Raw genomic sequence first — 19,306 nt, 5'->3', positions numbered from 1 at the left:
CGTCTTGCTTTGATTCCGGCAATTCGGGCTAAAGTTTGCGCCCCGTCGCCACAATGTACACTTCGCGCGAACGTAATCGCGAAGCGTCCGGCTTACGAATTTTCACTTTCGTAAACAGGGAGCGAATTTCCCGCAGGTATTCATCGAAGCCATCTCCCTGAAACACTTTCACGACAAAACTGCCGCCTGGGGCCAGGATATCCCGACACATTTCCAGCGCCAATTCTACCAAATACATCGAACGTGGAATATCAACCGCAGGTGTACCGCTCATGTTGGGTGCCATATCAGACATCACCACCTGCACCTTTTGGTCGCCTACGCGCTCCAGCAAGGCGCCAAGTACCGCCTCATCGCGAAAATCGCCCTGCAAAAAATCAACGCCGACAATCGGATCCATTGGTAACAGATCGCAGGCGATGATACGACCACTTGATCCGATAAGCTGAACCACGTATTGCGACCAACCACCGGGTGCCGCACCAAGATCAACCACCGTCATCCCGGGTTTGAAAATCTTGTCACCCTGCTGAATTTCTTCAAGTTTAAACCAGGCACGCGAACGTAACCCTTTTTTCTGTGCCTGCAGCACATATTTATCGCTAAAGTGTTCCTGTAGCCAGCGACTGGAACTGGCCGAACGCTTTTTACCCGTCATAATTTTTCCAATTAAATCGTCATCGTAGCGATAAATCAGCACGCAATGGTCGCGTTGATTTGGCGATATACCCGAGATGGCGGTAGAATGAACCGTTTTCAATCCCTGAGTAAGCAAAAAATACGATGAATCTGAGTACCAAACAAAAACAGCACCTGAAAGGCCTTGCCCATCCGCTTAAGCCGGTTGTCATGCTGGGCGGAAATGGCCTGACCGAAGGCGTGCTTGCCGAAATCGAACTGGCGCTCGAGCATCACGAATTGATCAAGGTAAAAATTGCCTCGGAAGATCGTGAAACTAAGCAGCTGATCGTGGACGCTATCGTGCGTGAAACTAAAGCAGGCAACGTACAGGTAATCGGCAACACGCTGGTGCTGTATCGCCCTGCCAAAGAGCGTAAAATTACTCTTCCGCGTTAATCATGCCTTTAAAGGCGGCGACGGGCAAAGAAAGTGCCACGCTCCTGCATGTGATAAAAGGCCGCAATGCGGCCTTTTTCCTTTCTTTACAAAATGCAGCGACATATTGCAAAGCGTAGCAATATCTTAAAGGTATTCCACCTTCAGGACTTCATATTCCACATCCCCGCCTGGGGTTTTCACAATCGCGACATCGTCGGCTGATTTTCCAACCAATCCACGCGCCATCGGCGAATTCACTGAAATCAGGTTCTGCTTGAAGTCAGCTTCATCGTCACCCACGATGCGATAGGTGAACTCTTCTTCCGTATCCACATTGAGGATGGTCACGGTAGCGCCAAAAATTACGCGACCGGTTTTCGGCATGGCAGTCACATCAATGACTTGCGCATTGGAAAGCTTGGCTTCAATCTCCTGAATACGCCCCTCGCAGAAACCCTGTTCTTCGCGAGCCGCATGATATTCGGCATTCTCTTTCAAATCGCCGTGCTCACGGGCTGTGGCGATGGAGGCGATGATGCGCGGACGCTTCACAGTTTTCAGTTCGTTCAGCTCTTCGCGCAGCTTCTCAGCGCCTTTCAACGTCATCGGAATCTGATTCATTTTGGCTCCTCGTCATCTATCCTGGTTAACGGCGTCATCCTGACCGGTGACAGCAGAAAACAGCTTCTGCAGCGCGTTACCTCTTTTCACAAGCAAAAGAAGCCTGACCCGGAAAGCTTTCCGGGTCAGGTTCGGTTTTGCATTTTGATACGTATTTTACCCCAGAGTTCCCTGTGGGTCATCGTTTACTTTGCACCGTCCGGGGACGTAGTATTGACGCCCTCACCCGTCAGTTACCGCGAGATTATGCGATTTTCACGACTTGTTACCGGATTAACCTGTGCGTTTATGCTGCAGGCACAAGCAGCTCCCGTTGAAGAATACATGCAGTATTTGCCAGACGGCGCAAACCTGGCGCTGATGGTACAAAAAGTGGGCGCATCCACCCCGATAATCGATTATCACGGCAAACAGATGGCGTTACCGGCCAGCACCATGAAAGTGGTGACAGCGCTGGCGGCTTTATTAGAGCTCGGGCCCGATTTTCGTTTCCAGACCACCATGGAAACCAAAGGAGCGGTCAATGACGGCACCCTGAATGGCGATTTAGTGGCACGATTTGGCGGCGATCCTACGCTGAGCCGCCAGGATCTGCGCAACATGGTCACAGCGCTGAAAAAGCAGGGCATCACCCATATTAAGGGCAATCTGGTGATCGACACTTCGGTGTTCGCCAGCCATGATATGGCGCCAGGCTGGCCGTGGAACGATTTGACGCAGTGCTTTAGTGCGCCACCGGCAGCTGCCATCGTCGATAAAAACTGTTTCTCAGTGTCGCTGTATAGCGCCAATACGCCGGGCGAAAACGCCTTTGTGCGTATCGCCTCCTATTATCCGGCCCACATGTTTAGTCAGGTGCGCACCATTGGCCGCAACAGCGGTGACGGACAATATTGCGAGCTGGATGTGGTGCCAGGCGAGCTCAATCGTTACACCTTAACCGGCTGCATGCGTCAACGTTCAGAGCCGCTGCCGCTGGCCTTTGCCGTGCAGGATGGTGCTGCGTGGGCCGGTGAGATACTTAAAGCCGAGCTGCGCGCCGCCGATATTGATTACAGCGGTCATCTGGTTCGCCAGGCGCAAGTGACGTCGCCGGGTACCGTGTTGGCTTCAACGCAATCAGCGCCGCTGCACACGCTGCTGCACACCATGCTGAAGAAGTCGGACAACATGATTGCCGACACCGTGTTCCGCACCATCGGCCATCATTACTTCAACGTGCCGGGCACCTTCCGTGCGGGTTCAGATGCGGTACGTCGTATTCTGCGCGAAAAAGCCGGGGTCGATCTGGGCAACAGCATTCAGGTTGATGGTTCCGGGCTGTCGCGTCATGACCTGATCGCGCCAGAGACCATGATGCAAGTGCTGCAATACATTGCGAAAAATGATTCGACGCTGAATTACATTTCGATGTTGCCGCTAGCCGGTTACGACGGCACGCTGCAATATCGCGGCGGTCTGCATGAAGCAGGGCTGGATGGAAAAGTCTCGGCGAAAACCGGTTCGCTGCAGGGCGTCTATAATCTGGCAGGATTCATCACCACCTCCAGCGGCGCGCGCGTCGCCTTTGTCCAGTTCCTGTCCGGTTACGCGGTTCCGCCGGAAAATCAGAAAACGCGCCGCATTCCGCTGGTACGTTTTGAGAGCCGCCTCTATACGGATATCAACAAGAACAACTGATGAAACTGCTAATCGTTGAAGATGATGCGCTGTTGCAATCGGGCCTTGCGCAGGCGTTAAGCTCGCAAGGCTACGCCATCGACTGCGCCAGTACCGCCGCAGAGAGCAACGCGCTGCTGCGTAGCGGTCAGTACAGCCTGATCGTGCTCGATCTCGGCTTGCCGGATCGCGATGGCGCATCACTGCTGCGACAATGGCGACGTGACGGCATTGCGGTGCCGGTACTGATCCTCACGGCGCGCGATGCGCTGGAGGATCGCGTTGATGGTCTGGATGCCGGCGCTGACGATTATCTGGTGAAGCCGTTTGCGTTGGTTGAGCTGCAGGCACGCGTGCGGGCGCTGATCCGCCGTTATCAGGGCCACAGCGACAACCTGCTGCAACAGGGCGATCTGACGCTCAATCTCAGTTCACAACAGGTTTTGCTTGAAGATCAGCCGCTGGAGATCACGCCCAAAGAGTTCGCACTGCTCACCCGCTTACTGATGCGCGTAGGGCAAAACGTACACCGCGAAACGCTGCAACAGGATCTCTACAGCTGGAATGACGATCCCGGCTCCAACACTCTCGAAGTTCACATCCACAATTTGCGTCGCAAGCTCGGAAAAGATCGCATCAAAACCGTGCGCGGCGTCGGTTACCGTCTGGAAATCCGCGAATGAACAGCATGCGTCAGCGGTTATTGATTATGCTGGCGCTGATTCTCCTCACCTGTCAGGTGATGAGCGCCATCTGGCTGTGGCATGAAAGCCGCGAGCAGATCAGTTTTTTAGTCAACGAAACGCTCTCTGCGCAGGCGCGTAACGATCGGGTAGAAAACGAGATCCGTGAAGCCATTGCCTCGTTGCTGCTGCCTTCCTTAGTCATGGTCGCCCTTACCTTGCTGCTGTCGTTTTGGGCGATTAACTGGATTATTCGTCCGCTGAAATCGCTGCAGGACAGCCTTGCGCATCGTTCAGCGGATAATCTGACACCGTTGCCGATCTACTCCGAAATGGATGAGATCGTGGCGGTAACCACCTCGATCAACCAACTCTTTTCACGCCTCGATCACACGTTGCAGCAGGAACGCCTGTTCACTGCCGATGCGGCGCACGAGCTGCGCACGCCGCTGGCCGGATTACGCCTGCATCTCGAGCTGCTCCACCAGCAGAACGTGCCGCAGAGCGAGATGCTAATTGAACGTATCGATCAGTTGATGCACACCGTGGAACAGCTGTTGATGTTATCGCGCGCCGGGCAAGCGCTGGCGGGCGGTCACTATCAGCAGTTGCAGTGGCAACAGGACATCATGCAGCCGCTGGAGCCAGAAATGACCGAGCTGTATCAACAGCGTCAGCAAATCCTGCACTGGCCGCAGAACGACGATGTGCCGCAGCAAGGTGAAGCGGTGCTGCTGCGCCTGATGCTGCGCAATCTGCTGGAAAACGCCTCGCGCTACAGCCCGGAAGGCAGCGAAGTCGCGGTGAAGATGCAGCAGGACCAGCAGCAGGTGATCATTGAAGTGTGGGATCAAGGCCCGGGTATTGAAGCCGCCGCCGCGGAAGAGCTGACGCAGGCGTTTCGTCGTCGCGACCAGCGTTATGGCGGCAGCGGTTTAGGTTTGAATATCGTGCTGCGCATTGTGCAGATGCATCGCGGCAGGCTGGAGCTGGTGAACCGTGAAGATCGCAGCGGGCTGATTGCCCGCTGCTATTTACCGCATCAACTGATTGGCTAAGCGCCGTTAGAAGTGGGTATTCAGGCTCATAAAGTAAGTACGACCAGATTCGTTGTAGGTATTCGCACCCGCTCCATACAGATAAGAGTTGGTGTTGGCGTTACCGGTGGTTTGCGCATTACCTTCGCGATAGTGACGTTTATCGAACAGGTTATCGATGCCCACCGTGACGCTGGCGTACTTGTTGATATCGTAGGTACCGCTCATACCGATAATTGAGTAAGGACTCACTTTATCCGTTGCGCTGCCGGTCGAAAGATTCCCTTTGTAATCATACTTCTTCGGCGTCTGCGTGCCGTACCAGGTCAGCGTGGTTTGCAGCGACAGATCCTGCGTCGCCTGCCAGCTCAGCGTCGAATTCAGCGTGTATTCCGGAATCACCGATAAACGATCGCCGGTCTCTTTGTTCTTACTCTGCAGCATATAGGTGAAGTTGTTATTCCACATCACGCTGTCGGAGAACGGCACGTTGACGGTGCCTTCCAGCCCTTCCACCACCGCTTTCGGTACGTTTTCCCACTTATAAATATCCGTGGTGCCATTGGATGCTTTGCTCACAGGCGAGTAACCGGCTTCGATCTTGTTGCGATAATCGTTGCGGAACCAGGTTAAACCGGCCTGATAACCTTCGTGTTTCCACTCCAGACCAATCTCTTTGTTGATGCTGTTTTCCGCTTTCAGGTCGCTGTTACCCTGCAGATAACAGGCGCCGGTGCTGGCCGCACAACCCTGACCGTTGCTGTACAACAAGTAGTTCGGGTTGGTCTGATACAGGCTCGGCGCTTTATAGGCGCGACCAATCCCCATCTTCAGCGTGAAGTCATCGCCCAAACCTTGTGACAGGTTGAGCGACGGGCTCCAGTTATTGCCAACAATCGAGTGATGATCGAAACGCAGACTTGGCGTCAGCATGGTGCTATCGGTCAGCTCCATGTTGTCTTCCGCAAACAGTGAGAAAATCTCTGCCTGGGAATACGGGCTGCGACCGGTGTTATCGATGCCCGGCACCGCACCGTAGCTCGCCGCCTGCGTGTTGGAAGAGCCATCCTTCATGCGCTGCTGGTTCCATTCGGTACCCAGCGTCGCCGTTTGGTTAAACAGCAGCTCAAACGGAATGCTGACTTCGCTATGCAGCAGCACGTCATCCAGCTGAATGGTGTTGAAACCGCTGTTAGAGAAGATGCCTTCGGTGCCGCCGGCCAAACCTTCATTGATGCGCGAGTTGCGGGTTTTCTCATAGCGCGCGTAGGTATTGGTGCTGACGCCGTTATCCCATGCGCCGGTCCATTTTAATGAGACGTTCTGGCGATACAGGCGGTTGGTTTCATCACCGTACAGACTTTTCACCAGCGCGCTGGTGTTGGTGTTCTGCGTATCACCCGCATACAGGTTGCCCTGACGGCTGTAACCGGCCTGCAGCTCCAGCGTCTGCATCGGTGCAAACGCCCAGCTCAGCAAAGCATTAATATCTTTATTAACCGAACCTTCACGACCGGCCGGATAGCTGCCCGCATAGCTGCCAGTGCGCGCCGCCGCATGCCCTTCGTTGATGTCATAGGCATCGGCCTGGGTTTTGGCTAAACCACCGTACAAACGGAAGTTGAAATCATCGCCCAGCGGCCCTTCCAGACTGAAGTTAGTGCGCTTAGTGGCGCCTTCCGCTTTATGTTCCGGCACGTTGTAATAGGTGTTCCAGGAACCGTGCCACTGCTGATCGGTCTGTTTTTTGGTGATGATATTCACCACACCGCCCGCCGCGCCGTTACCGTAACGCACCGCCGCCGGTCCGCGAATCACGTCGATGTGATCGATCATCTCCGGCGGCACCCAGTTGGTGTCGCCACGCGTATCACGCTCGCCACGCCAGCCAAGGCGCACCGAGTTGCGGCTGGTGATCGGCATGCCGTCCACCATGATCAAGGTGTTTTCCGGGCCCATACCACGAATATCGATCTGGCGATTGTTACCGCGCTGGCCGCTGGTGGAGTTGCCTGTCAGGTTAACGCCTGGCATGGTACGGATAATTTCAGACACATCACGCGCGGGCGGATGTTTTTTGATTTCGTCGGCGGTAATGGTTGAGACGCCCGGCGCTTGCAGGTTCTGCTGCTGCGCGGTAACCATCAAGGTGCCGCCGTCCATTGATTGTGCGTCAGTGCTGCTGGTTGAGGTTTTGCTGGAGGAAGTCTCTGCTGCCCAGGCGCTGCTGGAAAGCAGTGAGGCGCTGAGCCCCAGTTCAATCAGAATGGCTAATGATAACCGTGAGTAATTTTTCATTTTATACGTTCCTGGATGGCCAGCAAAAAGCCGTTGGATGCTTAACTGGCGAGCCGGTGAGAAGATCCCTGTCCATATCGCGCCCAGTTCCAAACCCTTCAAACCATCCGTAGCGCAACCTTACCGAACGGTAAGCATCAGGCGGAACAGGCGTGCTCATTTTTGAGCGCAGTCACCCTATTGCAAATGCAAATTATTATCAATAGTATTATTCATCAAGCTTATGTAAATCTCCGCGTAAACACCGACTGGCAGCCCTATGACCTGGCGAAATGATGTAACCGGTAGTGCAGCCTGGTGGCAGGCGCAACAATCCCAAGGCATTCCCCGCATTGAGTTAGCAGACGATGGCCAATGTCAGGTCACCTTCTTCTGGCGTGACCCGCAAGGCGATGAAACGCAATCGTCGACCCAGCGCGTGTGGATCAACATCACCGGCGTGACCGATCACCACCAGCGCCGCCCGCCGCAATCATTGATGCGCGTGGCCGGCACCAACGTCTGGTATTGGCAGACCTCGCTGCCCGCCAACTGGCGCGGCAGTTACTGTTTGATGCCTGATGATCAAGCCACGGACTTCACCGGCATTGCCGAGATGTCCACGCTGCGCAACTGGTGGCGCGACAAATTCCCAACGGCGCAGGCCGATCCGCTCAATAGCTTACGTGGCTGGTCCGGTGGTCGCGGCATGGGCGTCTCGCCGCTGCATCTGCCCCACGCGCCCGATCAACAGCTGTGGCAAGCGGTGGATAACGGCACAGCGCCAACCATTACACTGCAACAGCAGCAATGGGATAGCGCGCTATTAGGCAACAGCCGCAAGGTGTGGATTTACACCACTGGCGAGGCCAATCCCGCGCAGCGTCCGCTGGCCATCATGCTTGATGGGCAATTCTGGGCGCACAGCATGCCGATTGCCGGACCGCTGCAGCAGCTCACCGATGACGGTTCTTTGCCGCCGGCGGTGTATCTGTTTATCGACATCATTGACCGCGAACACCGCAGCCGCGAGCTGCCGTGTAACGCGCAGTTTTGGCAAGCCATTCAGCAAGAACTGTTACCGCAAATTGCACAATCAACGCCTTATCGCCAGCAGGCGGACAGCACCATCGTCGCCGGACAAAGCTTTGGCGGCCTGGCGTCGGTGTTTGCCACGCTGCACTGGCCGGAAACCTTTGGCAACGCGCTCAGCTTGTCCGGCTCCTTCTGGTGGCCGGAACGCGGCAATCCGCACGGCTGGCTGCTGCAGGCGCTGGATAGCGGTCTCGCGCCGCGCCAACCGCTGCGTTTCTGGCTCGAAGCGGGCAAACGCGAAGGCTTGATTCTGCAAGCTAATCAACAACTTCAACAGCAGCTTAGCGCTGCCGGCTATCAGGTAAATTACCTGCCGGTGGAAGGCGGCCATGACGCGCTCTGTTGGCGCGGCGGCCTGCTGAGTGGCCTGCAAGCGCTGTGGAGCAAACCGGAGCATCCATGTCCGAATCCCTGATGAATAAGCCTATGACCGACCAACAAACCTTGCCGTTAGTCGCGGCACAGCCCGGCATCTGGATTGCCGATCAGCTATCACCGCACCACAACGCTTACGCGGTGGCGCACTTTGTCGAACTGCGCGGTGAGATTGATAGCGCCCTGTTGGCGCAGGCGATTGTTGCGGGCATGCAGGAAGCCGACACGCTGAACATGGCATTTGGTGAGGTGGAAGGCGAAGCGTTGCAGTGGCCGCAGCCACACGCCTTTAGCCTGCCGCAGATTGTCGATTTGCGCGCTGAGGCCGATGCGCCTGCCAAAGCGCGCGCGCTGATGCGTGACGATATGAATGGCGATCTGCGCGTATTGAGTGGCGCAAAGCTGTGGCATCACCGCCTGTTCCGTCTCGACGATCAGCACTGGTTTTGGTATCAGCGCTATCACCATTTGGTGGTGGATGGCTTCAGCTTTACCGCGCTGACGCGCCGCATCGCCAACCTCTACAGCGCGGCTGTACGCCAGCAAGCCGCTGAACCGACGCCATTTATTCCGTTTAGCGAAGTGGTTGAAGAGTATCAGCGCTACCGCGAATCCTCCTCTTTTGCGCGTGACAGCCAGTTCTGGCGCGAAAAAGGTGCGGCGCTGCCCTCACCGGCTTCGCTCTCGCCGCTGCCGCTCGCCGGTCAACACGCCAGCACCGATCTGCTGCGCCACAGCGTGACGCTGGATCGCAGCACCTTCCAGACGCTGGTGCAGCAGCATCCGCACGCCAGCGCGGCCGATCTCGCCTTTGCGCTGGTGGCGCTGTGGCTGGCGCGTCTCAGCGGGCAAAACGACTTTGCCGCAGGCTTCATCTTTATGCGCCGTATCGGCTCGGCCGCCTTGTGTGCCACCGGTCCGGTGATCAACGTATTGCCGATGGCGGTCCATTACGACCCGACGCAGCCGATCAGCGCGCTCGCCGCGCAGCTGGCGGGCGAAGTGAAAAAGATGCGTCGTCATCAGCGCTATGACGCCGAACAGGTGCAGCGCGATCTCGGCCGCCTCGGCGATGGCGATCCGCTGTACGGTCCGGTAATCAACCTGAAGATGTTTGATTACCAGCTCGATTTCGCTGGCGTGGAAGGCATCACCCATCAACTGGCGTCCGGGCCGGTGCGCGATCTGGAGATCGCCATCTATATCAGCGAGCACGGTGAACTGACGCTGGAGCTATTGGCGAATGCCGAACGCTACAGCGAACAAACCTTGCAGCGTCATGCCAGCCGCTTTGCCCTGCTGCTCGATCAGCTGGCGCAACAGCCGCAGCGACCATGCGGCGAACTCGATCTTCTCACTGCCGAAGAGCATGCGCAGATTGCCGGGATCAACCAAACCGCCTATCCGCTGCCGGCAGAAACGCTGGCGTCACTGTTAGCGCAGCAGGCGGCACGCACGCCCGATGCACCGGCGCTGGCCGATGCGCAGCATCAGCTCAGCTACCGCGCGATGCAGCAGCAGGTATTTGCGCTGGCCGCCGATCTCAGCGCCGCCGGGGTGCAGCGTGGCGATATTGTCGCCGTGGCGCTGCCGCGTTCGGTGCAGCTTTCACTGGCGCTACAGGCGATTGTTTCGCTCGGCGCTGCGTATTTGCCGCTCGATATTGGTTATCCGGATGACCGCTTACAGCTGATGCTGGAAGACGCCGCGCCAAAAACGCTGATCACCTGCGCGGCGCTCAGCGCGCGCTTCAGCGCCATCGCGCCGGTCAATCAGCTGCATTTTGATGTGCTGTATCACAATGCCCATGCGCCGCAGCCGGCCAGCGCGCCGACGCCGCAGGATGGCGCCTACATCATTTACACCTCAGGTTCGACCGGTCGCCCTAAAGGCGTGCTGGTGGGGCATGAAGCCATCGTCAATCGCCTGTTGTGGATGCAGGATCGCTATCCGCTGCAAGCCGATGACGTGGTGCTGCAAAAAACGCCGAGCAGCTTCGACGTTTCGGTGTGGGAATTCTTCTGGCCGCTGCTGGTCGGTGCGCAGTTGGTGATGGCACCGCCAGAAGCCCATCGCGACCCGGAAGCGCTGCAGCAGCTGTTTGCCCGCTACCAAGTCACCACCACGCATTTCGTCCCCTCAATGCTGGCGGCCTTTGTCGCGGCGCTGGACGATCAAGCGGCGATTGCCCGCTGCGCCAGCCTGCGTAACGTGTTCTGCAGCGGTGAAGCGCTGCCGACGGATTTATCGCGCGAGTGGGAAAAACTGACGCGCGTGCCGCTGCACAATCTGTATGGCCCAACCGAAGCGGCGGTGGATGTCAGCTGGTATCCGGCGTTTGGTGCTGCCCTGGCCGCCGTCGAAGGTGCCAGCGTGCCGATTGGTTTCCCGGTGTGGAATACCGGCCTGCGCATCCTTGATGCCCGCATGCAGCCGGTGCCGCCGGGCGTGGCGGGCGATCTCTACTTAACCGGCGTGCAGCTGGCGCATGGCTATCTCGGCCGTCCCGATCTTACCGCCAGCCGCTTTATCGCCGATCCTTTCATGCCCGGCGAGCGCATGTATCTTACCGGCGACGTGGCGCGCTGGCTGGATAACGGCGCAGTGGAATATCTCGGTCGCAGCGACGATCAGCTAAAGATTCGCGGCCAGCGTATCGAACTGAATGAGATCGATCATGTGCTCAGCGCGCAGCCCGGCATTGAGCAGGCGGTCACACACGCGGTGGTGCTTGGCGACAAGGCAGCGCATGGTGATGCGCGTCAGCTGGTTGGCTACGTGATTGCCGGGCAGCCGGTTGATCGCGACGCGCTGCGTCAGGCGCTGGCGCAACGCTTGCCCGCGCATATGGTGCCGGTAGCCATTGTGCAGCTCGACGCCTTCCCGCTCAGCAGCAATGGCAAGCTGGATCGCAAAGCGCTGCCGTTGCCCGCATCCGCCAGTGCCCACGCGGGACGGGCACCGCACGCTGGGCTGGAAACCACGCTGGCAAACGCTTTCTGTCAGCTGCTGGCGCGCGAGGAAATCAGCGCGCAGGATGACTTTTTCGCCCTCGGCGGCCATTCGCTGCTGGCGATGCGCTTGGCGGCGCAGCTGCGCCGTGAGCTGCAACAGCCGGTGTCGGTGGGACAAATCATGGTGGCCTCCACGGTGGAGAAGCTGGCAACGCTGCTCAGTGATACGCAGTCACATCAGCAAGCTGGTTTCGAAGCGGTGCTGCCGCTGCGTCAGGGCAACGGACCAACGCTGTTCTGCTTCCATCCGGCGTCAGGGTTTGCCTGGCAATTCAGCATCCTGCAGCGTTATCTCGATGCGCGCTGGTCGCTGGTCGGCATTCAGTCGCCGGATATCAGTAGCCCGCTGAACCAAAGCGCGCATCTGGATGACGTGTGCGACGCCCATCTGCAAACCCTGCGCGACGTGCAGCCGCACGGACCTTACTATTTCCTCGGCTATTCGCTTGGCGGAACCCTGGCGCAAGGCATCGCGGCACGGCTGGAAGCAGCCGGTGAAGAGGTGGCGTTCCTCGGCCTGCTGGATACCTGGCCACCAGAAACGCAAAACTGGGATGAGAAACGCGGCGAGAACGTGCTGGATCCGGCGGTGCTGGAAGAGGTGAACCGCGAGCGCGAGCAGTTTATCGCCGCGCAGCGCCATCAGGCCGGTGAAGAGATGCGCGCGATGTTCGATACCATCGAGGCCAACTACGCCAGTTCGGTGCGCCTGCTGGCGACCGCACGCAGCGCGCGTTTCAACGGTCGCGCCACGCTGTTCCTCGCCGAACAGACGCAGCAGCCAGGACAAGATGCGCGCCGCGCCTGGGCACCCTATGTTGGTGAACTGGAAGTGTGGCCGATGGATTGCGCCCACGTGGAGATCATTTCACCGCAGATGTTTGAGCAGATTGGGCCGTTGTTGCAGCGGTTATTGGGTTAATTTGTAAGAAGGTCGCCATGAATGGCGACCTTACGCAGGGCCGGTACGATGTTGTAGGGTCGCCATTCATGGCGACCTCCTCAATTATCCGCCGCGCCCCAGCGGCACAATCATCGGCGTATGCGCCACCGGATCGTCCACAATCACGCAGCGCAAGCCATACACCTGCTCGATCAACGCGGGCGTCACGATCTCCGACGGCTTCCCTTCGGCGACAATCCTGCCGTCACGCATCGCAATCAAATGCGTGGCATAGCGACAAGCGTGATTAAGATCGTGCAGCACCACCACCAGCGTTCGCCCATGCTGTTGATTCAGCTCCTGCATCAATTCCAGCAGCTCAATTTGATGGGTGATATCCAGCCAGGTGGTCGGTTCGTCCAGCAGCAGCAGCGGCGTTTCCTGCGCCAGCACCATGGCAATCCACACGCGCTGACGCTGACCGCCCGATAACGTATCCACCGACTGCTGGGCCAAATCGGCCACGCCGGTGGCGCGCATCGCGTTCTGCACCGCCGCTTCATCTTCCGCACGCCAGCGACCAAACAGCGCCTGATGCGGATAACGTCCGCGCGCCACCAGCTCGGTGACGCTGATGCCCGCCGGCGCGTTGGAACTTTGCGGCAGCAAACCCAAACGCCTCGCCACTTCTTTGGTGGGATAGCTGGCAATGGCCGCGCCATCCAGCAACACCTCACCTTTTAACGGCGTATGCAGGCGACTCAACGTGCGCAGCAGCGTCGATTTTCCGCAGGCGTTAGGGCCGATAATCACCGTCAGCTCACCTTGCGGAATCGTCACTGACAGATTCTCTGCCACCACCTTTTTGTCATAGCCCAGCGTTAGGCTATCGCCGCGCAGACGTGAAGGGATATCGGTCATTGGCGTCGCGCCTCCCGCACCAGTAAAGCAATCAGATAAAGTCCACCGAGAATGACGGTTATCACGCCAACCGGTAATTGATATGGCAGGAACAGATGCTGTGCGGCGAAGTCTGCAGCAATCAATAACAGCGCACCGCACAGCGCCGCCAGCGGCAAGGCACCTTTAACGCCGCCGCCAAGACGACGGGCAATCTGCGGCGCCAGCAGCGCGACAAACGAAATCGGCCCGACCAGCGCAGTTGACGCCGCCGTGAGCACCACGCCAATCAGCATCAGCCACATGCGGCTGCGCTCCACCGGCACGCCAAGCGCGCAGGCGGTATCGTCGCCCATCTCTAGCAAACGCATCCGCCGCGCCAGCAGCGCCATCAACAGTAACGCCAGCAGCAGTACCGCAATCACCGGCGGCGTTTTTGCCCAGGTAATGCCGTTGAGCGATCCGGCGCTCCACAAGCCTGCACTCAGCGCCGACTCCAGCGAGGCGCTGATAATCAGCCAGGAATTCAACGCCATCAGCAGCGCGCGCACGCTGATGCCGACGATAATCAGCCGGAAGGTCTCTACGCCGTTGCGCCAGGCAAACAGATAGACCAGCGCCGCCGTGGCGATGCCGCCAATCAACGCTGCGCCGGTCATCGCCGTGACGCTTTGATTAAATAGCACCAGCGCCACCAGCACGCCGCTGTAAGCGCCGGTGTTGAAACCGAGAATGTCCGGGCTGCCAAGCGGATTACGCAGCAGCGACTGGAAAATCGCGCCGCTGATGCCTAACGCCGCACCAATCAGCAGCGCCATTAGCACGCGCGGCAAGCGCCATTCCAGCACGATCAGTTTGACGTTGCTGGCGCCCTGCCCGAGCAGAATTTGCCAGATTTGATCACTGCTGATCTGCAATGCACCGCGCGTCATCGCCAGATAAGCCAGCAGAGCGCAGGCGCACAGCAGCCACAGCGTATGTAACCCGACACGACGCGTCATAGTGCACCCCGGCCCAATTTACGGCGCACCAGCACAATCAGCATGGGCGCACCGAGCATCGCCGTGACGATGGAAACCCGCAGCTCACCCGCCACCAGCAGGCGGCCAAGGATATCGGCGGCGAGCAGCAAAATCGGCGTGATCAGCGCCGTCGCAGGCAGCATCCAGCGGTGATCGCTGCCCACCAGCCAGCGGGCAAAGTGCGGCGTCATCAAACCGACAAACGCAATCGGGCCCACCGCCGCCGTGGCTGCGCCGCACAGCAGCGCAATCGCCAGCAGGCCCAGCAGTTGGGTGCGCGCCACCCGCGTACCGAGCGCGGTCGCCATGTCGCCACCCATACTCAAACTGTTCAGCGCCTGCGATAGCGCAATGGCCACCACGCTGCCGATCAGCACCGCCGGGAACAGCGTGCGCAGCGTGGTGAAATTGCGAATATCCAGCGAGCCGCTGTGCCAGAAGCGCAGATGATCGTAGATGTCGGGATTGAGCAGCGACAGGCCAGAGGTTAATCCTTCCAGCACCGCGCCCAGCGCCACGCCGGCCAGCGTCAGACGCACCGGATTGACACGCCCGCCGCCAATCGCGCCGGTCATCGCCACCAGCACGGACGCCAGCAGCGCGCCGCCAAAGGCGAAGCCGAGCCAATCCACCGGCGAGTCAGCACCGAACAGCGCAATGCCAATTACCACCGCGAAACCTGCTCCGGCGTTGACGCCAAGAATGCCGGGATCGGCCAGCGGATTGCGCGTCAGGCTCTGCATCAACGCACCAGCGAGGCCGAGCGCCACGCCCGCCAGCAAACCGGCCAGCGTACGCGGCAGACGCGCGTCACGCACGATGACGCACTCCGCGCTGTGACAGGAGGTGGTAAGCGAATGATAAACATCGGGAAGCGGTATTGATTTTGCCCCCAGCATTAAGCTGAGTGCAATGAGGAGCAAGAGCAGAATCCCTGAGCCTGCTAATGCACGAATCTGGCGCATAGCGTTCTAAACCTTCACTGTTCAACGTCGTCGCATGCGCGATGTAACTTGATAATGGTTATCGTTATTACTCGCGTTTAGCTATGTTACCATGACTCGCCTCGCGGACGATGAGGAAAATTGGTGCAATAAGGCGAACACATGAACAAATCTTCCCACTTTATCGATCTCTCGCTGCTGAAAACTCACCCGGCTTTTCGCGCGGTGTTTATCGCGCGTTTTATCTCGATTGTCGCGCTCGGCATGCTCGCTGTGGCGGTGCCGGTGCAGATTCAGCACATGACCCATTCACCGCTGCTGGTGGGCTTGGCGGTGACGCTGGCCGCTGCCGGCATGTTTATCGGCCTGCTCACCGGCGGCGTTTTGGCGGATCGCCATGAACGCAAAAAGCTGATTTTGTTTGCCCGATCCACCTGCGGCTTAGGTTTTATCGCGCTGGCCATTAACGCCGCGCTGCCAGAACCCTCTCTGATCGCGGTTTATCTGCTGGGTTTCTGGGATGGTTTTTTCGGCGCGATTGGCGTCACCGCGCTGCTGGCGGCGACGCCCGCGCTGGTCGGTAGGGAAAACATTATGCAGGCGGGCGCTATCACCATGTTGACGGTGCGCTTCGGCTCCATTTTATCGCCCGCGATTGCTGGTCTGGTGATTGCTCACGGCGGCGTGACGTGGAACTACGCACTCGCTGCCTTTGGCACCTTACTTACCGTGTTAACGCTGCTGAAATTGCCCACTTTGCCGCCGCCGCCACAACCGCGTGAACATCCGCTGAAATCCCTCGCCGCTGGCGTGCAGTTTCTTTTCGCCAGCCCGATTGTCGGCATGGTGGCGCTGATTGGCGCATTAGTCACGCTGGCCAGCGCGGTGCGCGTGCTCTATCCGTCGCTCGCGCCGCATTGGTCAGTGAGCGCTGACCAGCTTGGCCTGATGTATGCCGCCGTGCCGCTCGGCGCAGCTATCGGCGCGTTCACCAGCGGTAAACTGAAACACGCCGCGCGTCCCGGACAGCTGGTGCTCGGCAGTGCGATTGCAGCGTTTGTCGCGTTGGGTTTGTTTAGCCTGATGCCGAACCTGCCGCTGGCGTTAGGCTGTTTAGTCGCTTTCGGTTACTTCAGCGCCATCAACAGCCTGGTGCAGTACGCGATGATTCAGGCATTAACGCCAGATCATCTGTTAGGCCGCATCAACGGCTTGTGGACCGCGCAGAACGTGACCGGCGATGCGATTGGTGCGGCGGTGATTGGTGCGATGGGTTCATGGTTGCTGCCACCGCAGGCCGCCGCGGTATTTGGCTTTACGGCGGCGCTGCTCGGCATCGTGATGTGGTGGGTTATGGGCCGTTTACGTCGTTACCATCCGCCAGCACCGGAGCTGACGGAACAGGCATCATGATTTAACGAACAGCTTCTCCAGGCGCGCCAGCAGATTGCTGGCGCTGTAGTAATCAAGACGGAAGGAATCGACGCCCAGCTCGTAAACCTGCTTGCCCTGCACCGCCGCGTTTTGTGCAAGGAACGGATTGTTCAACACCGATTGCGTGGTTTTATCGTCAGCGGCGAACAGCAGGAAGGTTTTACCGGTCAGGCCGCTGGCAACGTTTTCGCCCGACAGCTGAATGATGTCTTTGCGCTGTCCCATGCTGTGTCCCTGCTCAACCGTCGCCGGTGGCGTTGCCAGGGTGAAGCCAAGTTGTTCCAGCAGCTTGCCCTGCGCCGAAGCCGCGGTCCACACATTGACTGCGCGTCCGCCGCCGTTCCACACCATGGCGGAGACTGGCTGCGGTGGCAGCGTGATGGCTTTTTTCAGCGCCGCTTCACGATCGTCGAAAGCTTTAATACGTTGCGCCGCCTGCGCTTCATGCCCGGTCGCCTGGCCTAACTGCGTGACGACATCCTGCCAGCTTTTGTCGTCGTAATTGACCACCAGCGTCGGTGCAATAGCCGAAAACTGTTCGGCGAGCTTGATGGCAGAATCGTTGCCGGTGGCGCTGACGATAATCAGGTCCGGCGCTTGCGCGGCAACCGCTTCGGCATTCGGTTCACCGATGTACAGGCGTTGAAGATGTTGCTTTTTAGCAACGTCGCTCCACTGGCGGAAGAAACCCTGATCGTCGGCCAGGCGACTGTTCGGCGCAGTCGCGCCGGAAGCAATCACCGGCGCATCAATGGCCAGCAGCGATCCGGTCAGCGTGACGCTGGTCGAGACAATGCGCTGCGGCGCGTGATTGAGCGTGATCGATCCGTTGGCACCCTGAACGGTACGCGGCCAACCCTGTTCGGCATGAGCGACGCTAGTGAAAATCTGGAAAACACCTATAAGGGCTGCAATGCCCCAAAAACCGCATTTATTCATAAGTTTTGGTCCACTTTTTAGCATATTGCCCTGCTGAGCGTCAGCGCCTGATTACGGCTAAACGCAGCTGAAATCCCGCGAATGGATTGACACTTTTGCCCAATCGACGTAGGTTACAGGCCCATAATAAAAATGATAATCATTCTTAATAATCTTATCATTTATAGGTGAAAATTATGGTGGAATCTTCCACGTTTGAAAATGCCTGGCTGAAGGATTATTCCGCGCTAAGCCGTGGTTTCCTCTTTACCTCGCCGTGGCGTAGTTTGGCAACGCAAGGATGCTATACCACCGTTACCGCGCCGGTAGATGACGCCGCGTCGCTGGACGGTGATTTCCAACAACAGTTACGTCAGCATTTTGCCGCGGCGAAAAAACAGGGCATCGACAATCCGATTCTGGTCGGGGCGATCCCGTTTGACGTTAGCCAGCCCGCCGCGCTGTTTATTCCTGAATCCTATCAGACGTTTAATCGCGCTGACCTGCAAAACGCGTTGCCGGAAAACGTCAGCGATCTGCCGCAGGTGCGACGTCGCACCGCAGTGCCGGATCACGATGTGTTTACCACGATGGTGGCAGATGCGGTGGCGGCCACGCAGCGCGGCGATCTGGATAAAGTGGTGCTGTCGCGTCTGATGGATATCGTTACCGAACAGCCGGTTGATACCGCAGCGCTGATGCAGCGCGTGATTGCGCAGAACCCCAATAGCTACCATTTCCATCTGCCGCTGCCGCAAGGCGGTGCGCTGATTGGTGCCAGTCCGGAGCTGATGCTGCGCAAACAGGGGCGCGATTTTAGCTCTTGTCCGCTGGCGGGCTCAGCGCGCCGCAATCACGACGATGCCCAGCAGGATCGTGCCGCTGGCGATACGCTTATGGATTCCGGCAAAGATCGTCATGAGCACAAACTGGTGACCGACGCGATGCGCGACACCTTGCAGCCGCGCAGCCGTTTGCTGTCGGTGCCGACCATTCCGTCGCTGATTACCACCGCCACGCTGTGGCATCTCGCCACGCAAATCGACGGCGAAGTGCAGGATGAGCGCGAAAATGCGCTGTCGCTGGCCTGCCTGCTGCACCCGACGCCTGCGTTGAGCGGTTTCCCCCATCAGCGCGCGCAGCAGCTTATTCAGCAGCTGGAACCTTTTGATCGCCAACTATTTGGCGGCATCGTCGGCTGGTGCGATAGCCAGGGCAATGGCGAATGGGTGGTCACCATCCGCTGCGGCACCGTGCATGGCACGCGGGTGCGCCTGTTTGCCGGTGCGGGCATCGTGGCCGACTCACAACCCGAATCAGAATGGCGTGAAACCGGCGTGAAGCTGGACACCATGTTGCGCGCCTTTGGACTGCAATAAAGGAAA

General features: G+C 58.4%; 15 protein-coding genes. 8 read left to right on the top strand and 7 right to left on the bottom strand.

The annotated features are described in order from the left end of the window. Positions 1 to 28 precede the first annotated feature (28 nt). Positions 29 to 658, bottom strand: coding sequence for a 23S rRNA (uridine(2552)-2'-O)-methyltransferase RlmE (gene rlmE, locus K5Y32_RS16385; RefSeq protein ID WP_176970223.1), 630 nt, complete (start codon positions 656 to 658; stop codon positions 29 to 31). Positions 659 to 783: 125 nt separating this feature from the next. On the opposite strand from rlmE, the gene yhbY reads away from it, so the two are divergent. Continuing rightward, entirely contained in the window at positions 784 to 1,077 is a 294-nt protein-coding gene (gene yhbY, locus K5Y32_RS16380; protein WP_007886683.1) for a ribosome assembly RNA-binding protein YhbY, read from the top strand. Positions 1,078 to 1,203: 126 nt separating this feature from the next. Here the strand turns inward: yhbY and greA are convergent, their stop codons facing one another. After that, positions 1,204 to 1,680, bottom strand: coding sequence for a transcription elongation factor GreA (greA, locus tag K5Y32_RS16375; RefSeq protein ID WP_101762255.1), 477 nt, complete (start codon positions 1,678 to 1,680; stop codon positions 1,204 to 1,206). A gap of 246 nt (positions 1,681 to 1,926) precedes the next feature. Here greA and dacB point away from each other — a divergent pair, with 246 nt between their 5' ends. The 3 genes from dacB to pmrB are packed head-to-tail and all read left to right on the top strand — an operon-like array spanning position 1,927 to position 5,080. After that, positions 1,927 to 3,360, top strand: coding sequence for a serine-type D-Ala-D-Ala carboxypeptidase (gene dacB / locus K5Y32_RS16370; protein ID WP_137386837.1), 1,434 nt, complete (start codon positions 1,927 to 1,929; stop codon positions 3,358 to 3,360). After that, positions 3,360 to 4,022, top strand: coding sequence for a two-component system response regulator PmrA (gene pmrA / locus K5Y32_RS16365; protein ID WP_101762257.1), 663 nt, complete (start codon positions 3,360 to 3,362; stop codon positions 4,020 to 4,022). Before dacB ends, pmrA begins: the two co-directional genes overlap by 1 nt. Next, positions 4,019 to 5,080, top strand: coding sequence for a two-component system sensor histidine kinase PmrB (gene pmrB, locus K5Y32_RS16360; RefSeq protein WP_101762258.1), 1,062 nt, complete (start codon positions 4,019 to 4,021; stop codon positions 5,078 to 5,080). Before pmrA ends, pmrB begins: the two co-directional genes overlap by 4 nt. A 6-nt stretch (positions 5,081 to 5,086) precedes the next feature. On the opposite strand, the gene K5Y32_RS16355 is transcribed toward pmrB, so the two are convergent. Beyond that, the gene (locus K5Y32_RS16355) at positions 5,087 to 7,357 is read right to left on the bottom strand and encodes a TonB-dependent siderophore receptor (RefSeq protein WP_222185142.1); all 2,271 of its coding nucleotides are present in this window, start codon (positions 7,355 to 7,357) and stop codon (positions 5,087 to 5,089) included. A gap of 259 nt (positions 7,358 to 7,616) precedes the next feature. On the opposite strand from K5Y32_RS16355, the gene fes reads away from it, so the two are divergent. Together fes and K5Y32_RS16345 are read left to right on the top strand one after the other, a co-directional pair. Further along, positions 7,617 to 8,846: an enterochelin esterase gene (fes, locus tag K5Y32_RS16350; protein WP_222185140.1), complete on the top strand. Its 1,230-nt coding sequence runs from the start codon at positions 7,617 to 7,619 to the stop codon at positions 8,844 to 8,846. Further along, positions 8,831 to 12,742, top strand: a complete 3,912-nt coding sequence (locus tag K5Y32_RS16345) for an enterobactin synthase subunit F (RefSeq protein ID WP_222185138.1) — start codon at positions 8,831 to 8,833, stop codon at positions 12,740 to 12,742. The genes fes and K5Y32_RS16345 overlap by 16 nt, the downstream gene beginning before the upstream one ends. An 84-nt stretch (positions 12,743 to 12,826) precedes the next feature. Here K5Y32_RS16345 and K5Y32_RS16340 read toward each other — a convergent pair whose 3' ends face one another. From K5Y32_RS16340 to fepD, 3 genes are read right to left on the bottom strand one after another with little or no spacing between them, the layout of a single operon-like run. Beyond that, complete coding sequence (locus K5Y32_RS16340; RefSeq protein ID WP_110868073.1) at positions 12,827 to 13,624, bottom strand: ATP-binding cassette domain-containing protein; 798 nt, start codon at positions 13,622 to 13,624, stop codon at positions 12,827 to 12,829. Continuing rightward, a complete protein-coding gene (fepG, locus tag K5Y32_RS16335) occupies positions 13,621 to 14,604 on the bottom strand; it encodes an iron-enterobactin ABC transporter permease (RefSeq protein WP_101762263.1) in 984 nt (327 codons plus the stop codon). Before fepG ends, K5Y32_RS16340 begins: the two co-directional genes overlap by 4 nt. Beyond that, positions 14,601 to 15,590: a Fe(3+)-siderophore ABC transporter permease gene (gene fepD, locus K5Y32_RS16330; RefSeq protein ID WP_222185136.1), complete on the bottom strand. Its 990-nt coding sequence runs from the start codon at positions 15,588 to 15,590 to the stop codon at positions 14,601 to 14,603. Before fepD ends, fepG begins: the two co-directional genes overlap by 4 nt. Before the next feature lie 141 nt (positions 15,591 to 15,731). On the opposite strand from fepD, the gene entS reads away from it, so the two are divergent. Then, the gene (gene entS / locus K5Y32_RS16325; RefSeq protein ID WP_222185134.1) at positions 15,732 to 16,982 is read left to right on the top strand and encodes an enterobactin transporter EntS; all 1,251 of its coding nucleotides are present in this window, start codon (positions 15,732 to 15,734) and stop codon (positions 16,980 to 16,982) included. On the opposite strand, the gene fepB is transcribed toward entS, so the two are convergent. Then, a complete protein-coding gene (gene fepB / locus K5Y32_RS16320) occupies positions 16,977 to 17,942 on the bottom strand; it encodes a Fe2+-enterobactin ABC transporter substrate-binding protein (protein ID WP_110868075.1) in 966 nt (321 codons plus the stop codon). The genes entS and fepB overlap by 6 nt on opposite strands. Positions 17,943 to 18,118: 176 nt before the next feature. On the opposite strand from fepB, the gene K5Y32_RS16315 reads away from it, so the two are divergent. Further along, on the top strand, positions 18,119 to 19,300 hold the full coding sequence (locus tag K5Y32_RS16315) for an isochorismate synthase (protein WP_137385051.1): 1,182 nt from the start codon (positions 18,119 to 18,121) through the stop codon (positions 19,298 to 19,300). The last annotated feature ends 6 nt before the right edge of the window (positions 19,301 to 19,306 follow it).

The organism is Pantoea sp. DY-15, assembly GCF_019795935.1.
Classification (GTDB): domain Bacteria; phylum Pseudomonadota; class Gammaproteobacteria; order Enterobacterales; family Enterobacteriaceae; genus Pantoea; species Pantoea leporis.
This window is presented reverse-complemented; position numbering and strand designations above follow the sequence as displayed.

Excerpts from the sequence above, each read along its gene's own strand:
- rlmE (WP_176970223.1), bottom strand. The coding sequence starts at position 658 with ATGACGGGTAAAAAGCGTTCGGCCAGTTCCAGTCGCTGGCTACAGGAA.
- yhbY (WP_007886683.1), top strand. The coding sequence starts at position 784 with ATGAATCTGAGTACCAAACAAAAACAGCACCTGAAAGGCCTTGCCCAT.
- greA (WP_101762255.1), bottom strand. The coding sequence starts at position 1,680 with ATGAATCAGATTCCGATGACGTTGAAAGGCGCTGAGAAGCTGCGCGAA.
- dacB (WP_137386837.1), top strand. The coding sequence starts at position 1,927 with ATGCGATTTTCACGACTTGTTACCGGATTAACCTGTGCGTTTATGCTG.
- pmrA (WP_101762257.1), top strand. The coding sequence starts at position 3,360 with ATGAAACTGCTAATCGTTGAAGATGATGCGCTGTTGCAATCGGGCCTT.
- pmrB (WP_101762258.1), top strand. The coding sequence starts at position 4,019 with ATGAACAGCATGCGTCAGCGGTTATTGATTATGCTGGCGCTGATTCTC.
- K5Y32_RS16355 (WP_222185142.1), bottom strand. The coding sequence starts at position 7,357 with ATGAAAAATTACTCACGGTTATCATTAGCCATTCTGATTGAACTGGGG.
- fes (WP_222185140.1), top strand. The coding sequence starts at position 7,617 with ATGACCTGGCGAAATGATGTAACCGGTAGTGCAGCCTGGTGGCAGGCG.
- K5Y32_RS16345 (WP_222185138.1), top strand. The coding sequence starts at position 8,831 with ATGTCCGAATCCCTGATGAATAAGCCTATGACCGACCAACAAACCTTG.
- K5Y32_RS16340 (WP_110868073.1), bottom strand. The coding sequence starts at position 13,624 with ATGACCGATATCCCTTCACGTCTGCGCGGCGATAGCCTAACGCTGGGC.
- fepG (WP_101762263.1), bottom strand. The coding sequence starts at position 14,604 with ATGACGCGTCGTGTCGGGTTACATACGCTGTGGCTGCTGTGCGCCTGC.
- fepD (WP_222185136.1), bottom strand. The coding sequence starts at position 15,590 with ATGCGCCAGATTCGTGCATTAGCAGGCTCAGGGATTCTGCTCTTGCTC.
- entS (WP_222185134.1), top strand. The coding sequence starts at position 15,732 with ATGAACAAATCTTCCCACTTTATCGATCTCTCGCTGCTGAAAACTCAC.
- fepB (WP_110868075.1), bottom strand. The coding sequence starts at position 17,942 with ATGAATAAATGCGGTTTTTGGGGCATTGCAGCCCTTATAGGTGTTTTC.
- K5Y32_RS16315 (WP_137385051.1), top strand. The coding sequence starts at position 18,119 with ATGGTGGAATCTTCCACGTTTGAAAATGCCTGGCTGAAGGATTATTCC.